General features: G+C 71.9%; 17 protein-coding genes and 1 pseudogene. 6 read left to right on the forward strand and 12 right to left on the reverse strand.

From position 1 onward, the window contains the following. Positions 1-93 precede the first annotated feature (93 nt). Positions 94-537: a methylmalonyl-CoA epimerase gene (mce, locus tag AB4Y83_RS02370; RefSeq protein ID WP_442274969.1), complete on the forward strand. Its 444-nt coding sequence runs from the start codon at positions 94-96 to the stop codon at positions 535-537. On the opposite strand, the gene AB4Y83_RS02375 is transcribed toward mce, so the two are convergent. Further along, on the reverse strand, positions 517-1,770 hold the full coding sequence (locus AB4Y83_RS02375; protein WP_442295930.1) for a glycoside hydrolase family 15: 1,254 nt from the start codon (positions 1,768-1,770) through the stop codon (positions 517-519). The two genes, mce and AB4Y83_RS02375, sit on opposite strands and share 21 nt — an antisense overlap. Before the next feature lie 112 nt (positions 1,771-1,882). Between AB4Y83_RS02375 and AB4Y83_RS02380 the strand changes: the two genes are divergently transcribed. After that, positions 1,883-2,698 (forward strand): polysaccharide deacetylase family protein, encoded by an 816-nt coding sequence (locus tag AB4Y83_RS02380; RefSeq protein ID WP_442295931.1) that lies wholly within the window; start codon positions 1,883-1,885, stop codon positions 2,696-2,698. Here the strand turns inward: AB4Y83_RS02380 and AB4Y83_RS02385 are convergent. Continuing rightward, entirely contained in the window at positions 2,626-3,279 is a 654-nt protein-coding gene (locus AB4Y83_RS02385) for a DUF998 domain-containing protein (RefSeq protein WP_442295932.1), read from the reverse strand. The two genes, AB4Y83_RS02380 and AB4Y83_RS02385, sit on opposite strands and share 73 nt — an antisense overlap. A 150-nt stretch (positions 3,280-3,429) precedes the next feature. Here AB4Y83_RS02385 and ccrA point away from each other — a divergent pair, with 150 nt between their 5' ends. Further along, the gene (gene ccrA, locus AB4Y83_RS02390; RefSeq protein WP_442295933.1) at positions 3,430-4,770 is read left to right on the forward strand and encodes a crotonyl-CoA carboxylase/reductase; all 1,341 of its coding nucleotides are present in this window, start codon (positions 3,430-3,432) and stop codon (positions 4,768-4,770) included. Positions 4,771-4,835: 65 nt separating this feature from the next. Here the strand turns inward: ccrA and AB4Y83_RS02395 are convergent, their stop codons facing one another. Then, positions 4,836-5,267, reverse strand: coding sequence for an SRPBCC family protein (locus AB4Y83_RS02395; RefSeq protein WP_442295934.1), 432 nt, complete (start codon positions 5,265-5,267; stop codon positions 4,836-4,838). 217 nt (positions 5,268-5,484) lie between these two features. Between AB4Y83_RS02395 and AB4Y83_RS02400 the strand changes: the two genes are divergently transcribed. Further along, complete coding sequence (locus AB4Y83_RS02400; protein WP_442296184.1) at positions 5,485-6,876, forward strand: AI-2E family transporter; 1,392 nt, start codon at positions 5,485-5,487, stop codon at positions 6,874-6,876. 56 nt (positions 6,877-6,932) lie between these two features. Here the strand turns inward: AB4Y83_RS02400 and AB4Y83_RS02405 are convergent, their stop codons facing one another. Then, positions 6,933-7,358, reverse strand: coding sequence for an NAD-binding protein (locus AB4Y83_RS02405; RefSeq protein WP_442296185.1), 426 nt, complete (start codon positions 7,356-7,358; stop codon positions 6,933-6,935). Between the two features lie 36 nt (positions 7,359-7,394). Then, positions 7,395-7,819 (reverse strand): annotated as a pseudogene (locus AB4Y83_RS02410) (NAD(P)-dependent oxidoreductase); the annotation flags it as partial. Between the two features lie 102 nt (positions 7,820-7,921). On the opposite strand from AB4Y83_RS02410, the gene AB4Y83_RS02415 reads away from it, so the two are divergent. Next, entirely contained in the window at positions 7,922-8,500 is a 579-nt protein-coding gene (locus AB4Y83_RS02415; RefSeq protein ID WP_442295935.1) for a TetR/AcrR family transcriptional regulator, read from the forward strand. Positions 8,501-8,583: 83 nt separating this feature from the next. On the opposite strand, the gene AB4Y83_RS02420 is transcribed toward AB4Y83_RS02415, so the two are convergent. Together AB4Y83_RS02420 and AB4Y83_RS02425 are read right to left on the reverse strand one after the other, a co-directional pair. Continuing rightward, entirely contained in the window at positions 8,584-8,892 is a 309-nt protein-coding gene (locus AB4Y83_RS02420) for a hypothetical protein (protein ID WP_056824342.1), read from the reverse strand. A gap of 16 nt (positions 8,893-8,908) precedes the next feature. Continuing rightward, positions 8,909-10,687 (reverse strand): 3-hydroxyacyl-CoA dehydrogenase family protein, encoded by a 1,779-nt coding sequence (locus AB4Y83_RS02425; protein ID WP_442295936.1) that lies wholly within the window; start codon positions 10,685-10,687, stop codon positions 8,909-8,911. Positions 10,688-10,772: 85 nt separating this feature from the next. Between AB4Y83_RS02425 and nucS the strand changes: the two genes are divergently transcribed. Beyond that, on the forward strand, positions 10,773-11,468 hold the full coding sequence (nucS, locus tag AB4Y83_RS02430; protein WP_442295937.1) for an endonuclease NucS: 696 nt from the start codon (positions 10,773-10,775) through the stop codon (positions 11,466-11,468). Between the two features lie 54 nt (positions 11,469-11,522). Here nucS and AB4Y83_RS02435 read toward each other — a convergent pair whose 3' ends face one another. From AB4Y83_RS02435 to murA, 5 genes are all read right to left on the reverse strand, one after another. Continuing rightward, positions 11,523-12,212, reverse strand: a complete 690-nt coding sequence (locus tag AB4Y83_RS02435) for a DNA alkylation repair protein (RefSeq protein WP_442295938.1) — start codon at positions 12,210-12,212, stop codon at positions 11,523-11,525. Then, positions 12,212-12,559 carry a hypothetical protein gene (locus tag AB4Y83_RS02440; RefSeq protein ID WP_056770451.1) on the reverse strand — a complete coding sequence of 116 codons (348 nt, stop codon included), beginning with the start codon at positions 12,557-12,559 and terminating at the stop codon, positions 12,212-12,214. Before AB4Y83_RS02440 ends, AB4Y83_RS02435 begins: the two co-directional genes overlap by 1 nt. Positions 12,560-12,579: 20 nt before the next feature. Further along, positions 12,580-14,598, reverse strand: coding sequence for a protein meaA (locus AB4Y83_RS02445; RefSeq protein WP_442275375.1), 2,019 nt, complete (start codon positions 14,596-14,598; stop codon positions 12,580-12,582). A 103-nt stretch (positions 14,599-14,701) separates the two neighbouring features. Further along, positions 14,702-15,070, reverse strand: coding sequence for an STAS domain-containing protein (locus AB4Y83_RS02450; RefSeq protein WP_056770456.1), 369 nt, complete (start codon positions 15,068-15,070; stop codon positions 14,702-14,704). Positions 15,071-15,276: 206 nt separating this feature from the next. Continuing rightward, complete coding sequence (gene murA, locus AB4Y83_RS02455; protein ID WP_442274979.1) at positions 15,277-16,563, reverse strand: UDP-N-acetylglucosamine 1-carboxyvinyltransferase; 1,287 nt, start codon at positions 16,561-16,563, stop codon at positions 15,277-15,279. Between the last annotated feature and the right edge of the window lie 5 nt (positions 16,564-16,568).

Consider the following 16,568-nt stretch of genomic DNA (forward strand, 5'->3'; position numbering starts at 1 on the left):
TAGTCGCGACCCCGCGAGGCCCCTCGACGAGCATGACCAAGCGCACACGGCATACAGCAGCCGTATGCCGTCACGCCGCCCTACGTTGGGACCATGAGCGCGACTCCCGACCCCCTCTTCACCCACATCGACCACGTCGGCATCGCGGTCCCCGACCTCGACGCGGCCATCGCGTTCTACGAGGGGACGTACGGGATGCGGATGCTCCACGAGGAGACGAACGCGGAGCAGGGAGTCCGCGAGGCGATGATGGGCGTCGGCGACTCGGGCTCGTGCATCCAGCTGCTCGCGCCCCTCTCCCCCGAGTCGACGATCGCGAAGTTCCTGGACCGCAGCGGCCCGGGCATCCAGCAGCTCGCCTACCGCGTCGCCGACATCGACGCCGTGTGCGCGACGCTCCGCGAGCGCGGCCTCCGGCTGCTCTACGACACCCCGAGGCGCGGCACGAGCGACAGCCGCGTCAACTTCATCCACCCCAAGGACGCCGGCGGTGTCCTCGTCGAGCTCGTCGAGCCGTCAGCCCACGCCGGACACTGACGTCGCGTCCACGCCCGAGCGCTGCGCCGCCAGCTCGACCTCGGTGAGGACGACGAGGGCCGCGGTCCAGGCGAGCGGCGCCGGTCCTGCGGGGCTCCCGTCCGGCAGGACCTTCTCCGGCAGGCTCCCCCACGACGTGCAGTGCCCGTCGAGCCAGGTGAGCCAGCGCTCGGCGACGAGAGGGTGTCCGGAGGCCGCTGCGGTGTAGGCGACCATGGCGGTCTCCGGCGTCCACGAGACGCCGTCCCCCTTCCACTCGACACCGGGGGCGAGGCCACCCCCGGCACGCAGGGCCAGCACCGGATAGTGCTCCCAGGCACGCTCCGCGGCCATGTCGCCCACTGCGGCGAAGGGTGGCATGAGCATGGTGACGCCCGCATCGAGCCCTCCGGACCGTCCGTGCCGCTCGTACGCTGGGCCGAACTCCGCACGGATCAGGGACCGCAGCCCGCGAGCCGCCCGCCTGGCCAGGTCCACCCGACCGGTGTCACCCTCGGCCGCGAAGGTCCCCGACGCGGCCTCGAGCCCGGCGGCGAGCGGAGCCGCCGTGCCGAGGGTGACCCGCCGCTCCGGCACCTCCCAGTAGTCGGGTGACACCTCGGGCAGGCGGGTGCCCGCCGCCGTCTGCGCCAGGACGAAACGGAAGGCCCGGTCGCGCAGTCCGCGCAGCCCAGCGGGCAGGACCCCACGGGGGCTCGCCACCCTGACCTGCTCGAGGGACCAGAGCACCCACCCGGCGCCGTCGCTCTGGCGAGGACGGTCGTCCGGCGGACCGGTTCCGTCCAGCCGGTAGCGCGCCTCGAAGCCACCGTCGGGCCGTTGGACGCGGGCGAGGAAGCCCAGGACGCGCTCGGCATCGGCCACGTGCCCGGTCTCGGCGTACGCGACGGCGACGAAGGCGGAGTCCCGTGGCCACGCGTACGCCCAGGGGGCGTCGGGGCCGGCCGCGACGGCCCCGTTCGGTCCGGTCAGGGCGTGCAGGTCCTGGAGCGCCTGGGCCGCGACGCGTGTGCGCGCGCCGGCCGCGGGGACCGTGCCGTCGACGAGCCAGAGGGCTTCGGCCAGCGGCTCCACGAGCCGGTCGCCGAGCGCGGCAGGCGCGAGGACGGACGTCGCGCGCCAGCCCGCGCCGTTGCGCAGGACCGGCAGCGGGTCGTCGGCGACGAGCAGCGGGACGAGTCCGGCACCGGCCATCACGACCGCAGCCAGAGCGCCCACCACGGCACGCCGCACGTCCACCTCCCTCGACCCGCGGTCGACCTCCCCGTCGACCGGGCGCCAGTGTGGCACGCGTGGTGCCGACTCGTCCGAGGATCGCGGCGGGCTGCCCGTAGCATCGGCTGACATGGAGGTCACACGCCGTCAGGCCCTGACCGCGGCAGCCGGTGCAGCCGTCGGAGCAGCCGGGGCCGTCGGGGCGGTGCGACTCGTGGAGCGGCTCGACGAGAACACCCCACTGCCCTTCTACGGCAGCCCGGTCAGCGCCGTCCGTCCCGACCGATCCACCCCCTCGGCGGCAGCCACCTCGGTCGTCTGGGCGGGTGCGGGCGATGAGCGCCGCGTCGCGCTGACCTTCGACGACGGTCCGCACCCCGACTGGACCCCACGGGTGCTGGCCGCGCTGGAGGCGGAGGACGTGCCCGCCACGTTCTTCTGCCTCGGGCGCAACGTGCGCGACCACGGCGCGCTGCACCGCGACAGCGTCGGCCGGCACGAGCTCGCGAACCACACCTTCGAGCACCCCGACCTCGGTCGGCTCGACTGGTCCCGGTGCACCGACGAGATCACGAGGACGACCCGGCTCATGACGGAGACGTACGGCGTGGCGCCGACGCTCTTCCGGCCGCCCTACGGGCACGTCGGAGGGGCCTCGCTCCTCGCGGCCGCCGAGTCGACCCTCACGACGGTCCTGTGGTCGGCCCAGGCACGCGAGGACCTCGTGGCCAGCCATCCGGACGGCATCGTCGAGGACATCGCGTCGCAGGTGCGTCCCGGCTCGATCGTCCTCGCCCACGACACGGGCTCGGACGACCGGCTCATCACCATCGACCGGCTCGCCGCGATCATCCGCAGGCTCCGCGACGACGGCTACACCTTCGCGACCGTCTCCGACCTCCTGGCGCCGAGCAGCGCCCAGGCGACGGCGGCCAGCCACGGGTAGGTCGGCCACAGGGCGAGGCGCTCGAGGGCACCGACCCAGGTCGGGTCCCCGAGACGCAGCCCGAACGCCGCAGCCGCGGCCACCATGAGGCCGCCGAGCACGAGACCCGACACGGCGACGCCCCGTGACACGGCGTGTGACCTCCGCAGCGCCTCGGCGGTGACGAGGACGGCGAGCGGCTGGAGGACGAAGACGGGAACCGCCACGACCCCGTGCCACCCGGGGTGCTGGTCGACGGGCACGAGCCCGACGGCGGCGGCAAAGAGCGCGGACACGACCCACAGCCAGACGGCGGCGAGCGCCCATCCCCCGGCGCCGAGACGCGGTCGCAGCAGCACGGCGCCCGCTGCCCGCAGGAGGCCGAAGACGACGAACGCCACGCCGAGCGCGGCATGGGCCGAGGAGCAGACGTCGACCGTCGACCCCGCGTGACCAGGCGCGCACGTCAGCATCCCGAGCGCGCTGATCGTGTCGTCGCGCAGGCTGTAGGCCGCCGAGGCGCCGGCGGCGACGAGGAGCTCGACGAGCAGGTAGACCGGCTGGACGAGCCAGCAGCCGAGACCCGCCGTCGTCCGTCGCACGCGTTGACGCTATCCCGTGACCCAGGTCACCTGTGGTGGCCGTCTCAGAAGCGGCTACCCGCGGGTCACGTCTCGCTACGTTCGGGGACACACCGCACGGGTTCGACTCTGTCTCGACCCACCAATGACGCTGCGACGTAAGGACCTTCAATGCAGGCCATCCGCGACGCCATCCTCTCCGGCGACCGCACCCAGGAGACCTACGCGAACATCGAGATCCCCGCCACGTACCGCGGGGCGACCGTCCACAAGGACGAGGTCGGCATGTTCGAGGGGCTCGCCACGCGCGACAAGGACCCGCGCAAGTCGCTGCACATCGACGAGGTACCCGTGCCGGAGCTGGCGCCGGGCGAGGCGCTCGTCGCCGTCATGGCCAGTGCGATCAACTACAACACCGTGTGGACCTCGATCTTCGAGCCCGTCTCGACCTTCGGCTTCCTCGAGCGCTACGGCCGCATGTCGGAGTTCTCCAAGCGCCACGACCTGCCCTACCACGTCGTCGGGTCCGACCTCGCCGGCGTCATCCTGCGCACCGGCCCCGGCGTGACGAAGTGGAAGCCCGGCACCGAGGTCGTCGCGCACTGCCTCTCGGTCGAGCTCGAGGACGCCGAGGGCCACAACGACACGATGCTCGACCCGCAGCAGCGGATCTGGGGCTTCGAGACGAACTTCGGCGGACTCGCCGAGCTCGCGATCGTCAAGGCCAACCAGCTGATGCCCAAGCCCGGCCACCTGACGTGGGAGGAGGCCGCCTCCCCGGGCCTCGTCAACAGCACCGCCTACCGCCAGCTCATCTCCAAGAACGGCGCCGCGATGAAGCTCGGCGACCGCGTGCTCATCTGGGGCGCGTCCGGCGGCCTCGGCTCCTACGCCACGCAGATGGCCCTCGCCGGCGGCGCGACCCCGATCTGCGTCGTCTCCTCGCCCGAGAAGGCCGAGATCTGCCGCGCCATGGGCGCCGAGCTCATCATCGACCGCAACGCCGAGGACTACCGCTTCTGGAACGACGAGGGCACCGAGCAGAACCCGCGCGAGTGGCAGCGGCTCGGCAAGAAGATCCGCGAGCTGACCGGTGGCTACGACGTCGACATCGTCTTCGAGCACCCCGGCCGCGAGACGTTCGGCGCGAGCGTCTACGTGGCACGAAAGGGCGGGACCATCGTCACCTGTGCGTCGACGTCGGGCTACATGCACGAGTACGACAACCGCTACCTCTGGATGAACCTCAAGCGCATCGTCAGCTCGCACTTCGCCAACTACCGCGAGGCGTGGGAGGCCAACGAGCTCGTCAACCGTGGGCTCATCCACCCGACGCTGAGCAAGACGTACACGCTCGACGAGGTGGGGCAGGCGGCGCTCGACGTCCACCGCAACGCCCACCAGGGCAAGGTCGGCGTGCTGACGCTCTCCCCCGGGCCGGGCCTCGGCGTCACCGACCCCGAGAAGCGCGCGGGTTTCGAGTCGGCGATCAACCGCTTCGCCGACCAGTAGCCGTCCTGCAGCCGTCGCACGAGGGCCGGCCCACCGTCACGGTGGGCCGGCCCTCGTCGGTTGCGTCAGCGGGACTCGAGCACCCGGGTCAGCTGCTCCTCGGTGTCGTTCGCGAGCTTCTCGAAGACGAGCTTCATCGCGGGCGCGGCGAGGTGGGCGAGCCCGTGCATGTCGAGGTCGGCGTGGTAGGTGATCTCACTGCCCTCACCCGAGGGCAGGACGGTGATCGTGTCGGTCGACGTCGCGCTGTCGTTGCGCCCGACGAGGACGACCCGGGTGTCGGTGAGCTCGGTCAGCTCGTAGTCGAGCTCGGTCGTGACGCCGGCGATCTTCGAGACGTTGTGCCACCGCGCACCGACCACGACCGGGCCGTCGCCGACGCGAGTGCACGACTCGGTGCCGGGATCCCACTCCTCGGCGTTCGCGAAGTCCTTGAGGTAGTCGATGACGACCGCGGGCGCGGGATGGACGGTGAAGCTGCGGGTCACGCTGGGCATGGGTGCTCCTCGAACTGGTCGGTGTGCGAGCGACCCCGCCGGGGACGTCGCCGTGTTCTCGTTCACCTGTCCCGTACCCGCATGTCCTCCCGCCCGGGACACGGTCGCGCGCGGGGCGGCGCGCGGCGCGGCGCCCGGCAGGGCGTCCCCCGCACTGACACGCCACGGGCGACCCGGCCCTGTGGGGAGTGCCTGACGTAGGCTCGCGGACGTGAGCATGTGGGGACGGTGGACGGCGTACCGCCGCGCCCAGCGCGCCCGGATGGACGAGTTCCGGGCCCGCGACCTCGGCTTCGACGAGCGCGCCTCGCGAGCCGCGTACGGCGAGCCCCCGGCGGCGCCCGACGCGCCGCCCGAGCCCGACCTCCTCACGACCACGCTCCCGCTCGGGGAAGGGTCGTCCGACGCCAGCACGCCCGCCGGCAGCACGCCACCCCGCGCCGCGACCGACGCCCCCGGCGTCACTGCCGGGCCCCACGGGACCGGCGCTACCGAACCGGCTCCGCCCGGGACCGGCGGCGGCAAGCGCGGCAAGGGAAGCCGCCGCGACTTCGGTCAGAGCGGCACCCCGTTCAACCGGCAGTCGCCCTTCTACATCGGCTTCGTGGGCGCCGTCGGCGTGCTCACGGCGTATGCCGTCGTGCAGGCGGTCGGCCGGCTCGGCACCGTCATCACGCTGCTCGTCATCTCGTTCTTCCTGACGCTCTCGCTCAACCCGCTCGTCGAGGCGCTGACCCGGCGCAACCTGCGCCGGGGGTGGGCCGTCACCATCGTCTTCCTCGGCGTGCTCGCCGTCTTCGCGCTCGTCGGCTGGGTCGTCATCCCGCCCGTGGCCGACCAGGGCGGCGAGCTCGCCACGAACGCCCCACGGCTCTTCGACAACCTCTTGGCGAACCCGTGGGTGCAGGACGTCGACCACCGCTACCAGCTCGTCCAGCGCATCCAGGAGGAGGTCAACAAGCGCGTCGCCGACGGCAACCTGTGGGCCGGCGTCTTCGGCGGCGTCCTCGACGCGGGCAAGGTCATCGCGACCGGCGTCTTCAGCGGGTTGACCGTCCTCGTCCTCACCCTCTACTTCCTCGCCTCCCTCCCCGCGGTCAAGCAGGCGGCCTACGCCCTCGTCCCCGCCAGCCGGCGCCCGCGCACGGTCTCGCTCGCCGAGGAGGTGATGCGCCGGGTCGGGTCGTACGCCATCGGCCAGGTCGCGGTGGCCGCGATCAACGCGTTCTTCGCCTGGATCATGATGAGCCTCATYGGGCTCCAGTTCGCGGCCGTGCTGGCGGTGCTCGTCGGCTTCCTCGGGCTCATCCCGATGATCGGCGCGACCCTCGGGGCGACCGTCGTCGCCGTCGTCGCCTTCTTCGACGAGCCCAAGAAGGCGCTCATCGTCATCATCTACTTCATCGTCTACCAGCAGATCGAGAACTACGCCGTCATGCCGCGCATCATGCAGCGCACCGTCGCGGTTCCCGGCGCCGTGACGGTCGTCGCCGCACTCGCCGGTGGAGCCCTGCTCGGCATCCTCGGCGCGCTGCTCGCGATCCCCTTCGCCGCAGGGGCTCTGCTGCTCTACGAGGAGGTTCTCGTCCCCCGCCAGCGCCGGCACTAGCCGCCGACGCCCCCCGATGGCGTATGCCGTGTCCCGGGGACCCGACGAGGCGCTCCCTACCCCGGGCGGCCGGCGTCCCACCGCTCCAGCGCCGTCACGACGGCCGCCATGTCGAGCGCCCCCAGCCCGGCGGCCTCGGTCTCGCGGAAGAGCTCACGGGTCGCTTCGAGCACCGGGCTGTGCGCCCCGACCGCCCGGGCCGCCTCGGCGATGAGCCGGGTGTTGGTGTGGACGTCGCGCACCGCCGCCTGGGCCTCGAAGTCACGGGCCACGAGCTTGGCGAGCTTGACGGCCGACACCGCGCTCGCCATCGGACCGGAGTCGAGGGCACGCCGGAAGACCTCGAGGTCGAGGTCGAGACGGTCGGCGAGGTGGAAGGCCTCCGCCAGCCCGGCGACCATCGTGCAGAGGTAGAGGTTGACGGCGAGCTTGGTGCCCGTCCCCGCGGGGACCTCGCCGCACCGGACGACCTCGCGGCACATCGGGGCGAGCAGCGGTGCGACGCGGTCGACGACGTCCGGTCGCCCGCCCACGAGGGCCACGAGCTCCGCCCGCTCCGCCGGGATGCGCGACCCCGAGACGGGTGCCTCGGCGTAGTCGCCGCCGGCCCCCTCGACGTCCCGGGCCAGCCCGGCAGAGAAGCCGGGCGACGTCGTGCCGAGGTGCACGAGCGTGCGCCCCGACACCATCCGCGTGAACGCAGCGCTCCCCCGCTGCAGGACCTCGTCGACCGCTGCCTTGTGGGCCAGCATGAGCAGGACGACGTCGCTCGCCTCGAAGACGGCCGCCGGCGAGGACGCGCGACGGCTCCGAGAGCCTCGAGCGCAGCCACCCCACCCGGAGACCGGTTCCACACGGAGAGAGGAACACCCGCGCGCCGCAGGTTGGCGGCCATGGGTCGTCCCATGATGCCGAGACCGATGAACCCGACTCGCGTCTCCATTGCCGCCTCCGACTCTTCCGCACCATATGACAACTGTCATAGTAGCGGTCTGGTCATGACAGGTGTCATAGTCGAGACCCACGTCGAGCACCGGAAGGCGCCATGTCAGCCAGCACGCACGGACCGCGCGAGCGCATCGTCTACGAGACCGCCCAACACCTGCGGCGGGCCGGCGTCACCGGCACGGGGCTGCGAGAGGTCGTGGTCGCCGCCGGCGCGCCGCGCGGCTCCCTCCAGCACTACTTCCCCGGAGGTAAGGACCAGCTCGTCGGCGAGGCCCTCGAGTGGGCCGGCACCTGGGCCGCCGAACGGGTCGACGAGCACCTCGCCGGGATGAGACGGCCGACCCCCGCGCGGCTCTTCGCATCGGTCGTCGACGACTGGGCGACCGACCTCGCGTCCCGTGACTTCGAACGAGGCTGCCCGGTCGCCGCCGCGGTCATCGACTGCGCGGACACCAACGAGGCCGTGCGGCAGGCTGCCAACTCGGCCCTGCGGACGTGGCAGCGCCCGATCACCGACGCCCTCGTCTCGATGGGCCGGACGCCCCGACGGGCGCAGGCCCTCTCGACCCTCATGCTCTGCGCCCTCGAGGGAGCCATCGTGCTCGCCCGGGCGCAGCACGACACCGCTCCCCTGCGGCTCGTGGCCCGCGAGCTCGCCCCCGTCCTCGACGCCTGAGGCCCTCACGCCCCGACGCCCTCCGCGGTTCGATGTGACCCGCGGTCTCGGGTGACCGGTGGACACATCGGCCGGACGAGTCGTCAGCGGTAGGAGTTGCCGCTCGGACGGGCGTCGCGCTTCTGCCAGCAGCCGGTGTGCCAGTGCCGCCGGTCCCCGAGCCCGCCCACGCCCTCGGCCGGCCACACGACGACGTGCGGGAGGCCCGGGGGGATGTCCTGCTGGCAGCCCGGACACAGGTAGTCACGGGTGGCGGACGCGCCGCTCACCGAGCGCACGGTCCAGCGCGTGCCGGCATACGACTCCTCACGCGTGGAGCCGCCCTGGATCCGCGTCACGTCGAGCGGCACGTGCTCGCGCGCGTGCTTGCTGGGACGTCGACGCGAGGGCATGACTCCAGCGTAGGTGTCAGGCGTAGGTGCGGAAGCCACGCCCCGTCTTGCGGCCGAGGTAGCCGGCCGTGACGAGGTGCTCGAGCAGCGGCGCCGGTGCGTAGCCGCGCTCACGGAACTCGAGGTAGAGCTCGCGCTCGATGGCGAGCGACACGTCGAGGCCGACGACGTCGAGCAGCTCGAACGGACCCATCGGCAACCCGCAGCCGGTCTTCATGGCCGTGTCGATGTCGTCGGCCGTCGAGTAGTTGGCCTCGAGCATCTTCACGGCGTCGTTGAGGTAGGGGAAGAGCAGGGCGTTGACGATGAAGCCGGCGCGGTCGCCGCACGTCACGGCGTGCTTGCCGACCGTCGCGCAGAGCGCCTGCACCGAGGCGACGACGTCGTCGGCGGTCGAGACCGTGTGCACGACCTCGACGAGCTTCATGACCTGGGCCGGGTTGAAGAAGTGCATGCCGATGACGTCCTGGGGACGCTTCGTGGCGGCCGCGCACTCGACGACGGGCAGTGAGCTCGTCGTCGTCGCGAGGATCGCGCCGGGGCGGCAGATCTCGTCGAGGTTCTCGAAGAGCGCGCGCTTGACGGTGAGGTCCTCGACGACGGCCTCGACGACGAGGTCGACCTGCGCGAGGTCCTCGAGGCGGGTCGTGCCCCGCACGTTGGCCAGCGCCGCGTCGCGGTCCTCCTCGGTGGCCTTGCCGCGCTGGACGGCCTTCTCGAGGCTCTTGGCGAGCGCCGCCCGGACGGCCTCGATCTTGGCGTCGCTGCGGGCCACGAAGGTCACGTCGAGACCGGCCTTGGCGAAGACCTCGACCATCCCCGTGGCCATCGTGCCGGAGCCGACGACGCCGACCGTCCGGATCGGGCGCGTGCCGGACGTCGAGTCCTCCGCGGCGGTGGGCGTCAACGCGTCGTCGACGACCGCCGAGCTGCCCGGTGCGGCATACGTGTAGAAGCCGCGGCCGCTCTTGCGACCCTTGAGCCCGGCGCTGACCATCTGCTTGATGATCGGGCTCGGCGCGTGCAGGCGGTCACGGCCCTGCTTGTACATCGTGTCGAGGATCTCGTAGGCGGTGTCGAGGCCGATGAGGTCCATGAGGGCGAGCGGGCCCATGGGGTAGCCGCAGCCGAGCTTCATCGCGGCGTCGATGTCCTCGCGGGTGGCGTACTTGCTCTCGTACATCGCGACGGCGTGGTTGAGGTAGCCGAAGAGCAGCGCGTTGGCGATGAAGCCGGCCTTGTCGCCGACGATGACGGGCTTCTTGCCGAGCCGCTCGGCGAGCGCCTTGACATCCTCGAAGATCTCGTCGCTCGTGATGACGGTCTTGATGACCTCGACGAACTGGAGCACGGGGGCCGGGTTGAAGAAGTGCATGCCGACGACGCGCTTGGGGTTGATCGTCGCGACGGCGATCTCGGTGACGGGCAGCGAGCTCGTGTTCGTCGCGAGGATCGCGTCGTCGGAGACGATGGCGTCGAGCTTGGCGAAGATGTCCTTCTTGAGGTCGAGGTGCTCGGGCACGGCCTCGACGACGAGCTGGCACTCCTTGAGGTCGGCCATGTCGCTCGTGAAGAGGACCCGGGCGTGCAGCGCGGCCTGGTCCTCGGCCGCGAGCTTGCCCCGGGAGACGGCCCGGTCGGTCGAGTGCTGCAGGACGCCCTTGCCCTTCTCGACCGCCTCGTCCGTGACCTCCACCGCGACGACGTCGATGCCGTTGCGTGCGAAGACCTCGACGATGCCGGCACCCATGGTGCCGAGTCCGATGACGCCAACCTTGGTGAACTCACGAGCCATGGGCGAAAGTCTCGCAGAGGGTGTGCGCCGCCCACACCCGCCCGGGGCGTGACGCTGCCCACGCACCCTCCTCTAGGGTGGACCGGTGCGTCTCGTCATAGCCCGGTGCAGCGTCGACTACGACGGTCGCCTCACGGCCCACCTCCCGCTCGCGACCCGCCTGCTCGTCGTCAAGGCCGACGGGTCGGTGCTCGTCCACAGCGACGGCGGCTCCTACAAGCCGCTCAACTGGATGTCGCCGCCCTGCACGATGGCCGAGGTCGAGCCCGACGAGGTCCAGGCCGTCGACGGTGTCGTCGCAGTGTGGCGGGTCCAGCACGCCAAGAGCGAGGACCGCCTCACCGTCCTGCTCCACGAGGTCCTCCACGACTCGGACCACGAGCTCGGCGTCGACCCCGGCCTCGTCAAGGACGGCGTCGAGGCGCACCTGCAGAGGCTGCTCGCCGAGCACATCCACACCCTCGGCCACGGGTGGTCGCTCGTGCGCCGCGAGTACATGACGGCCATCGGTCCGGTCGACATCCTCGCGAAGGACTCGGCCGGCACGAGCGTCGCCGTGGAGATCAAGCGCCGCGGCGAGATCGACGGCGTCGAGCAGCTGACCCGCTACCTCGAGCTGATGAACCGCGACCCGCACCTCGCGCCCGTCACCGGGGTGTTCGCCGCCCAGCAGATCAAACCACAGGCGCGCACGCTCGCCGAGGACCGCGGCATCCGCTGCGTCGTGCTCGACTACGACGCCCTCAAGGGCATCGACGACGCGGAGTCCCGCCTCTTCTGACCCACCGAGGGCGTATGCCGTGTGGCCGCCCGGGCGCACCGGCGCACCGGCGCGTCACACCCAGCGCGAGCGAAGGTCCGGCGGCAGCTTCTCGACGGCGAGCCGGACGGCTGGGCGTGGCATCCCCTCGACGCGCTCCTCGAGGAAGGCCACCAACCGGTCGCGGTCACGCTCACCGGCGTGCTTGGCGAAGATCCCGACGGGCTTGTGCACCAACGGATCCCGGTCGGTCGCGAGCTGGGCGGCGAGCTCCCAGCCGATCTCCACGTCGTCGGTGTCGAGGAAGCCGAGCGGCGCCGTCATGGCGGTGCGACGGCGCAGCGGCTCGGGCGAGAGCGCGAGGTCACGCAGGATCTGCTTGTCACGACCGATGAGCCACAGCCCGATGACGCGCGGCGCGGCCCGGTCGACCATGTCCCACGTCGTGATCCGGTCGTGGTGGCCGAGGTAGGTCCGGGCGAGGGTGCCGCGCCCGTGACCGTCGATCCGTTTGCGCCGGGCCTTGAACTCGAGGATGCAGAGGGCAGCGAGCCGCGGCTCGTAGGCCGGGTGGGCGAGCAGCTGCTGCACCTCGCTGAGCGGGAGCCGCGTGTGTCGCTTGGCGATGGCGAAGAGCGTGCCCATCCGCACGCCGAGCGCCTCCTCGTCGCGGGCGAGGCGCTTGCGCACCGATGCGAGTGCCTCCGGCGAGGCCTCGGCCTCGAGCTCGGCGACCACGGTCCCGGCGGTCGCCGCCGACGCCATCAGGACAAGCCCTCGATCGGCTGGGCGGTGACTCCGTCGGCGTCGACGAGCAGCAGGACCGGGTCGGGTGCCTCCCCTCCGCGCACGACGACGACGGTCTCGCCGCGGTGCCGGTCGACGAGCTCCTCGAGGCCCGATGAGCCGTCGTGGAGGTCGCCGTGCCCGAGGTGCGAGGGCACGCCGAGGTCGTCGGCCAGCGACTCGACCGGGCCGGTGTCGGGGACGTCGTCGGCGGCATACACCGCCTGGACCTTCTCGAGGTGGATCGCGGACGCCAGCCACGCGACGTCGGAGAGCGCCGGAGGGTTGACGACGATGACGCGCGCGGCGCACTGCAGGTCGCTCATACCTGCGACGCTACGCCTGCTCAGACGGGCGCGGACTCGAGGGGCGCAAGACCCCGTGCGGCGCGGATCACACCCACCATCTCGCCCATGATGTCGTTGAGGCCGAAGTCCTTCGGCGTGAAGACCATGGCGACGCCGGCGGCCCGCAGTGCGGCGGCGTCGGACTCGGGGATGATGCCTCCGACGATGACCGGCACGTCGCCGGCACCCGCCTCGCGCAGGCCCCGCAGGACCTCGGGCACGAGCTCCATGTGCGAGCCGCTGAGGATCGAGAGCCCGACGAGGTGGACGTCCTCGGCGACGGCGGCCGCGACGATCTGCTCGGGCGTCAGCCGGATGCCTTGGTAGACGACCTCGAACCCCGCGTCTCGGGCACGCACGGCCACCTGCTCGGCGCCGTTGCTGTGGCCGTCGAGGCCGGGCTTGCCGACGAGGATGCGCAGCTTCTCGCCGAGCTCCTCGCCGGTGCGCGCGACGAGCCTGCGGACGTGCGACAGGGCGTCACCGGGCTCGCTCGAGCCGACGCCCACCGAGCCGGAGACCCCGGTGGGTGCGCGGTACTCGCCGAACTGCTCGCGCAGGGCGGCGGCCCACTCCCCCGTCGTCAGCTCCGCCCGGGCGCACTCGAGCGAGGCCGCCATGAGGTTGACGTCGGTCGCCGCGTCGGCGCGCAGGCGCTCGAGAGCCGCCGCGGCGCGCGCCCGGCGCTCGGGGTCGGCGTCACGCGTCTCGCGCCACGCGCGTACGGCCTCGGAGGCGTGGTGCTCGACGTCGGCGTCGACGGTCTGGATCGCGGTGTCGAGGTCGGCCGTGAGCGGGTTGGGCTCGGTGGTCTCGAAACGGTTGAGCCCGACGATGACGGCCTCGCCCGTCTCGATGCGGCGTCGACGCTCGGCGTGGGAGGCGACGAGCGCGGACTTCATGTAGCCGGACTCGACGGCGGCGACGGCGCCGCCCATCTCCTCGACCCGAGCCATCTCTGCCTTCGCCCCGGCCACGAGCTCGGCGACCTTGGCCTCGACGACGACCGACCCGGTGAAGAGGTCGTCGTGCTCGAGCAGGTCGGACTCGTAGGCGAGCACCTGCTGCATGCGCAGGCTCCACTGCTGGTCCCACGGGCGCGGCAGACCGAGCGCCTCGTTCCACGCCGGCAGCTGGATGGCGCGGGCCCTGGCGTCCTTGGAGAGCGTCACGGCGAGCATCTCGAGGACGATGCGCTGGACGTTGTTCTCGGGCTGGGCCTCGGTGAGGCCCAGGCTGTTGACCTGGACGCCGTAGCGGAAGCGGCGGGCCTTCGCGTCGGTCACGCCGTAGCGCTCCCGGGTCAGCTCGTCCCACAGCTGCACGAAGGCGCGCATCTTGCACATCTCCTCGACGAACCGCACGCCGGCGTTGACGAAGAAGGAGATCCGGGCGACGACACTGGCGAACTCCTCGGGCGGCACCTGCCCCGAGTCGCGCACGGCGTCGAGCACGGCGACCGCCGTCGACATGGCGTAGGCGATCTCCTGCACGGGGGTCGCCCCGGCCTCCTGCAGGTGGTAGCTGCAGATGTTGATGGGGTTCCACTTCGGGATCTCGCGCACCGTGTAGGTGACCATGTCGGTGATGAGCCGCAGCGACGGCGCGGGCGGGAAGACGTAGGTCCCGCGCGAGAGGTACTCCTTGATGATGTCGTTCTGGGTCGTTCCGGCGAGCTCGTGCACCCAGGCGGCCGGGTCCTCGCCGGCGGCCTCGGCCTGGCGCTCGGCGGCGACCTGGTAGAGCGCGAGCATCCACATCGCCGTCGCGTTGATCGTCATCGACGTGTTCATCTCACGCAGCGGGATCGCGTCGAAGAGCGCTGCCATGTCACCGATGTGGCTGATCGGGACCCCGACCTTGCCCACCTCGCCGCGGGCGAGGACGTGGTCGGGGTCGTAGCCCGTCTGGGTCGGCAGGTCGAAGGCGACGGAGAGGCCGGTCTGCCCCTTGGAGAGGTTACGGCGGTAGAGCGCGTTGCTCGCAGCGGCACTCGAGTGGCCGGCATACGTGCGCATGACCCACGGTCGGTCGGGCGTCACCCGGGCGGCCGGATGCGGCGTGCTCTCCGTCGAAGACATGGCTCGACGGTAGCGGCGGGGTGCAGCGGTGGGGAGGCGCTCAGGCGGTGAGAGGCGCCACAGTCAGGCTTGCCGGTGCCGGATGCCGCGGGGCGAGGATGCGCTCGAGCCGACACCCGCGCAGCAGGCGCGTCGTGCGGTCGCTCGCGTCGACGAGCAGCAGCCGGCGCTCGGCGCGGGTGGCGCGCCGGTGGAGGTGGACGATGACACCGAGGCCCGTCGCGTCGCCGATCTCGGCGCCGCCGAGGTGCAGGCGCAGCTCGCCAGGACCCTGGTTGATGACCGCGTGGATCGCGTCGCGGATGTCGGGCACCGTGTGGACGTCGAGACGCCCCTCGATGATGACATCGTGGCCGTCGGGTGCGTCGAGCACTCTGACCGGACCCCTGCGGTGGGTGTTCAGCGTCATGTAGACCCCTCTCAACGCTGTGCCGTCACCATGATGACGCCTCAGCCAGCCAAAACGTTGCCCCTAGGAGTCAAGAAGTGGTCAAGAAAATACGAACATCGAGCGAAGAACTCCGCCGGCCTCCGTGCCGGGACTGAGCGCTCCTGACAAAAGGGACGATCCGCCGCCTCAGCCGCGGAATGGCCCGGCGGGTCTGCGGGTTTCGCCTACGCGAACGGGGGCTCGTCATCGGGCTCGCGCGTCACGTCGGCGCCGAGGGCGCGGAGCGCCTGCTCGAAGCGCGGGTAGCCGCGGTCGATGTGGTGCACACCGCTGACGAGCGTGTCCCCCTCGGCCACGAGGCCGGCGATGACGAGGGCGGCGCCGGAGCGGATGTCGCTGCTCTCGACGGGGGCACCGGACAGCATCGGGACGCCGTGGGTCATGACGTGGTGCCCGTCGATCTGCGCGTCGGCGCCGAGACGGGCCAGCTCCTGGACCGTGCGGAAACGGGCCTCGAAGAGGTTCTCCGTGACCATGGCAGAGCCGTCCGCCACGGCGTTGTAGGACAGTGCGAAGGGCTGGAGGTCGGTCGGGAAGCCCGGGTAGGGCAGCGTCGCGACGTCGAAGGCGCGCGGGCGCCGGTCGACGGCCGACACCCTGAACCCGCGAGGCGTGACCTCGACGTGGCACCCCGCCTCCTCGAGGGCGCCCAGCGGCGCCCTGAGGTGCTCGGCGACTCCACCGACGACCTCGATGTCGCCACGCGTCGTGGCGGCGGCGAAGGCCCACGTGCCGGCCGCGATGCGGTCGGAGACGACGGCGTGCTCGGTCGGGACGAGGGCCTCGACGCCGTGGACGGTGATGCGAGACGTGCCGGCGCCCTCGAGCTTGGCGCCCATCGACACGAGCATCTCGGCGATGTCGATGATCTCCGGCTCCTTCGCGACGTTGTCGATCGTCGTCGTGCCGCTGGCCAGGACAGCCGCCGTGAGGATGTTCTCGGTGGCCCCGACGCTCGGGAAGTCGAGCCGGATGTCGGCGCCGCGCAGGCCGGCCGGCGCCGTGGCCACGAGGTAGCCGTGCGTCACGTGCACCTCGGCGCCGAGGGCCTCGAGGCCGGCCGCATGCAGGTCGAGGCCGCGCGAGCCGATCGCGTCGCCACCCGGGACGGCCACGTCGGCCTCGCCGACGCGGGCCACGAGCGGGCCGAGCACCGAGATGGAGGCGCGCAGCGCCCGGACGAGCTCGTAGTCGGCCCGGTGACCGATGCGCTCGGGCACGTCGAGGACGACCACTCCCGCGGCCGGGTCGTAATCGACACCCACCCCGAGCCGGCGCAGCAGCTCGGCCATGATCGTCACGTCGGCGATCGCCGGCACATTCGTCAGCGTCGTGCGGCCCACGGCCAGCAGGGCCACGGCCATCAGCTTCAGGGCGCTGTTCTTGGCGCCGACGACGGCGACCTCGCCCACGAGGTGGGCACCACCGACGACACGGAATCGCTCTCTCACCCGCC

This window comes from Terrabacter sp. RAF57 (assembly GCF_052113925.1).
GTDB lineage: Bacteria > Actinomycetota > Actinomycetes > Actinomycetales > Dermatophilaceae > Terrabacter.

Bases quoted from the DNA above. Each gene is read 5' to 3' on its own strand.
- AB4Y83_RS02440 (WP_056770451.1), bottom strand. From the start codon at position 12,559: ATGAGCGACCTGCAGTGCGCCGCGCGCGTCATCGTCGTCAACCCTCCG.
- AB4Y83_RS02420 (WP_056824342.1), bottom strand. From the start codon at position 8,892: ATGCCCTCGCGTCGACGTCCCAGCAAGCACGCGCGCGAGCACGTGCCG.
- AB4Y83_RS02405 (WP_442296185.1), bottom strand. From the start codon at position 7,358: ATGTGCCGCGAGGTCGTCCGGTGCGGCGAGGTCCCCGCGGGGACGGGC.
- AB4Y83_RS02415 (WP_442295935.1), top strand. From the start codon at position 7,922: ATGTCAGCCAGCACGCACGGACCGCGCGAGCGCATCGTCTACGAGACC.
- ccrA (WP_442295933.1), top strand. From the start codon at position 3,430: ATGCAGGCCATCCGCGACGCCATCCTCTCCGGCGACCGCACCCAGGAG.
- AB4Y83_RS02425 (WP_442295936.1), bottom strand. From the start codon at position 10,687: ATGGCTCGTGAGTTCACCAAGGTTGGCGTCATCGGACTCGGCACCATG.
- AB4Y83_RS02450 (WP_056770456.1), bottom strand. From the start codon at position 15,070: ATGACGCTGAACACCCACCGCAGGGGTCCGGTCAGAGTGCTCGACGCA.
- mce (WP_442274969.1), top strand. From the start codon at position 94: ATGAGCGCGACTCCCGACCCCCTCTTCACCCACATCGACCACGTCGGC.
- AB4Y83_RS02445 (WP_442275375.1), bottom strand. From the start codon at position 14,598: ATGCGCACGTATGCCGGCCACTCGAGTGCCGCTGCGAGCAACGCGCTC.
- AB4Y83_RS02395 (WP_442295934.1), bottom strand. From the start codon at position 5,267: ATGCCCAGCGTGACCCGCAGCTTCACCGTCCATCCCGCGCCCGCGGTC.
- AB4Y83_RS02435 (WP_442295938.1), bottom strand. From the start codon at position 12,212: ATGGCGTCGGCGGCGACCGCCGGGACCGTGGTCGCCGAGCTCGAGGCC.
- AB4Y83_RS02380 (WP_442295931.1), top strand. From the start codon at position 1,883: ATGGAGGTCACACGCCGTCAGGCCCTGACCGCGGCAGCCGGTGCAGCC.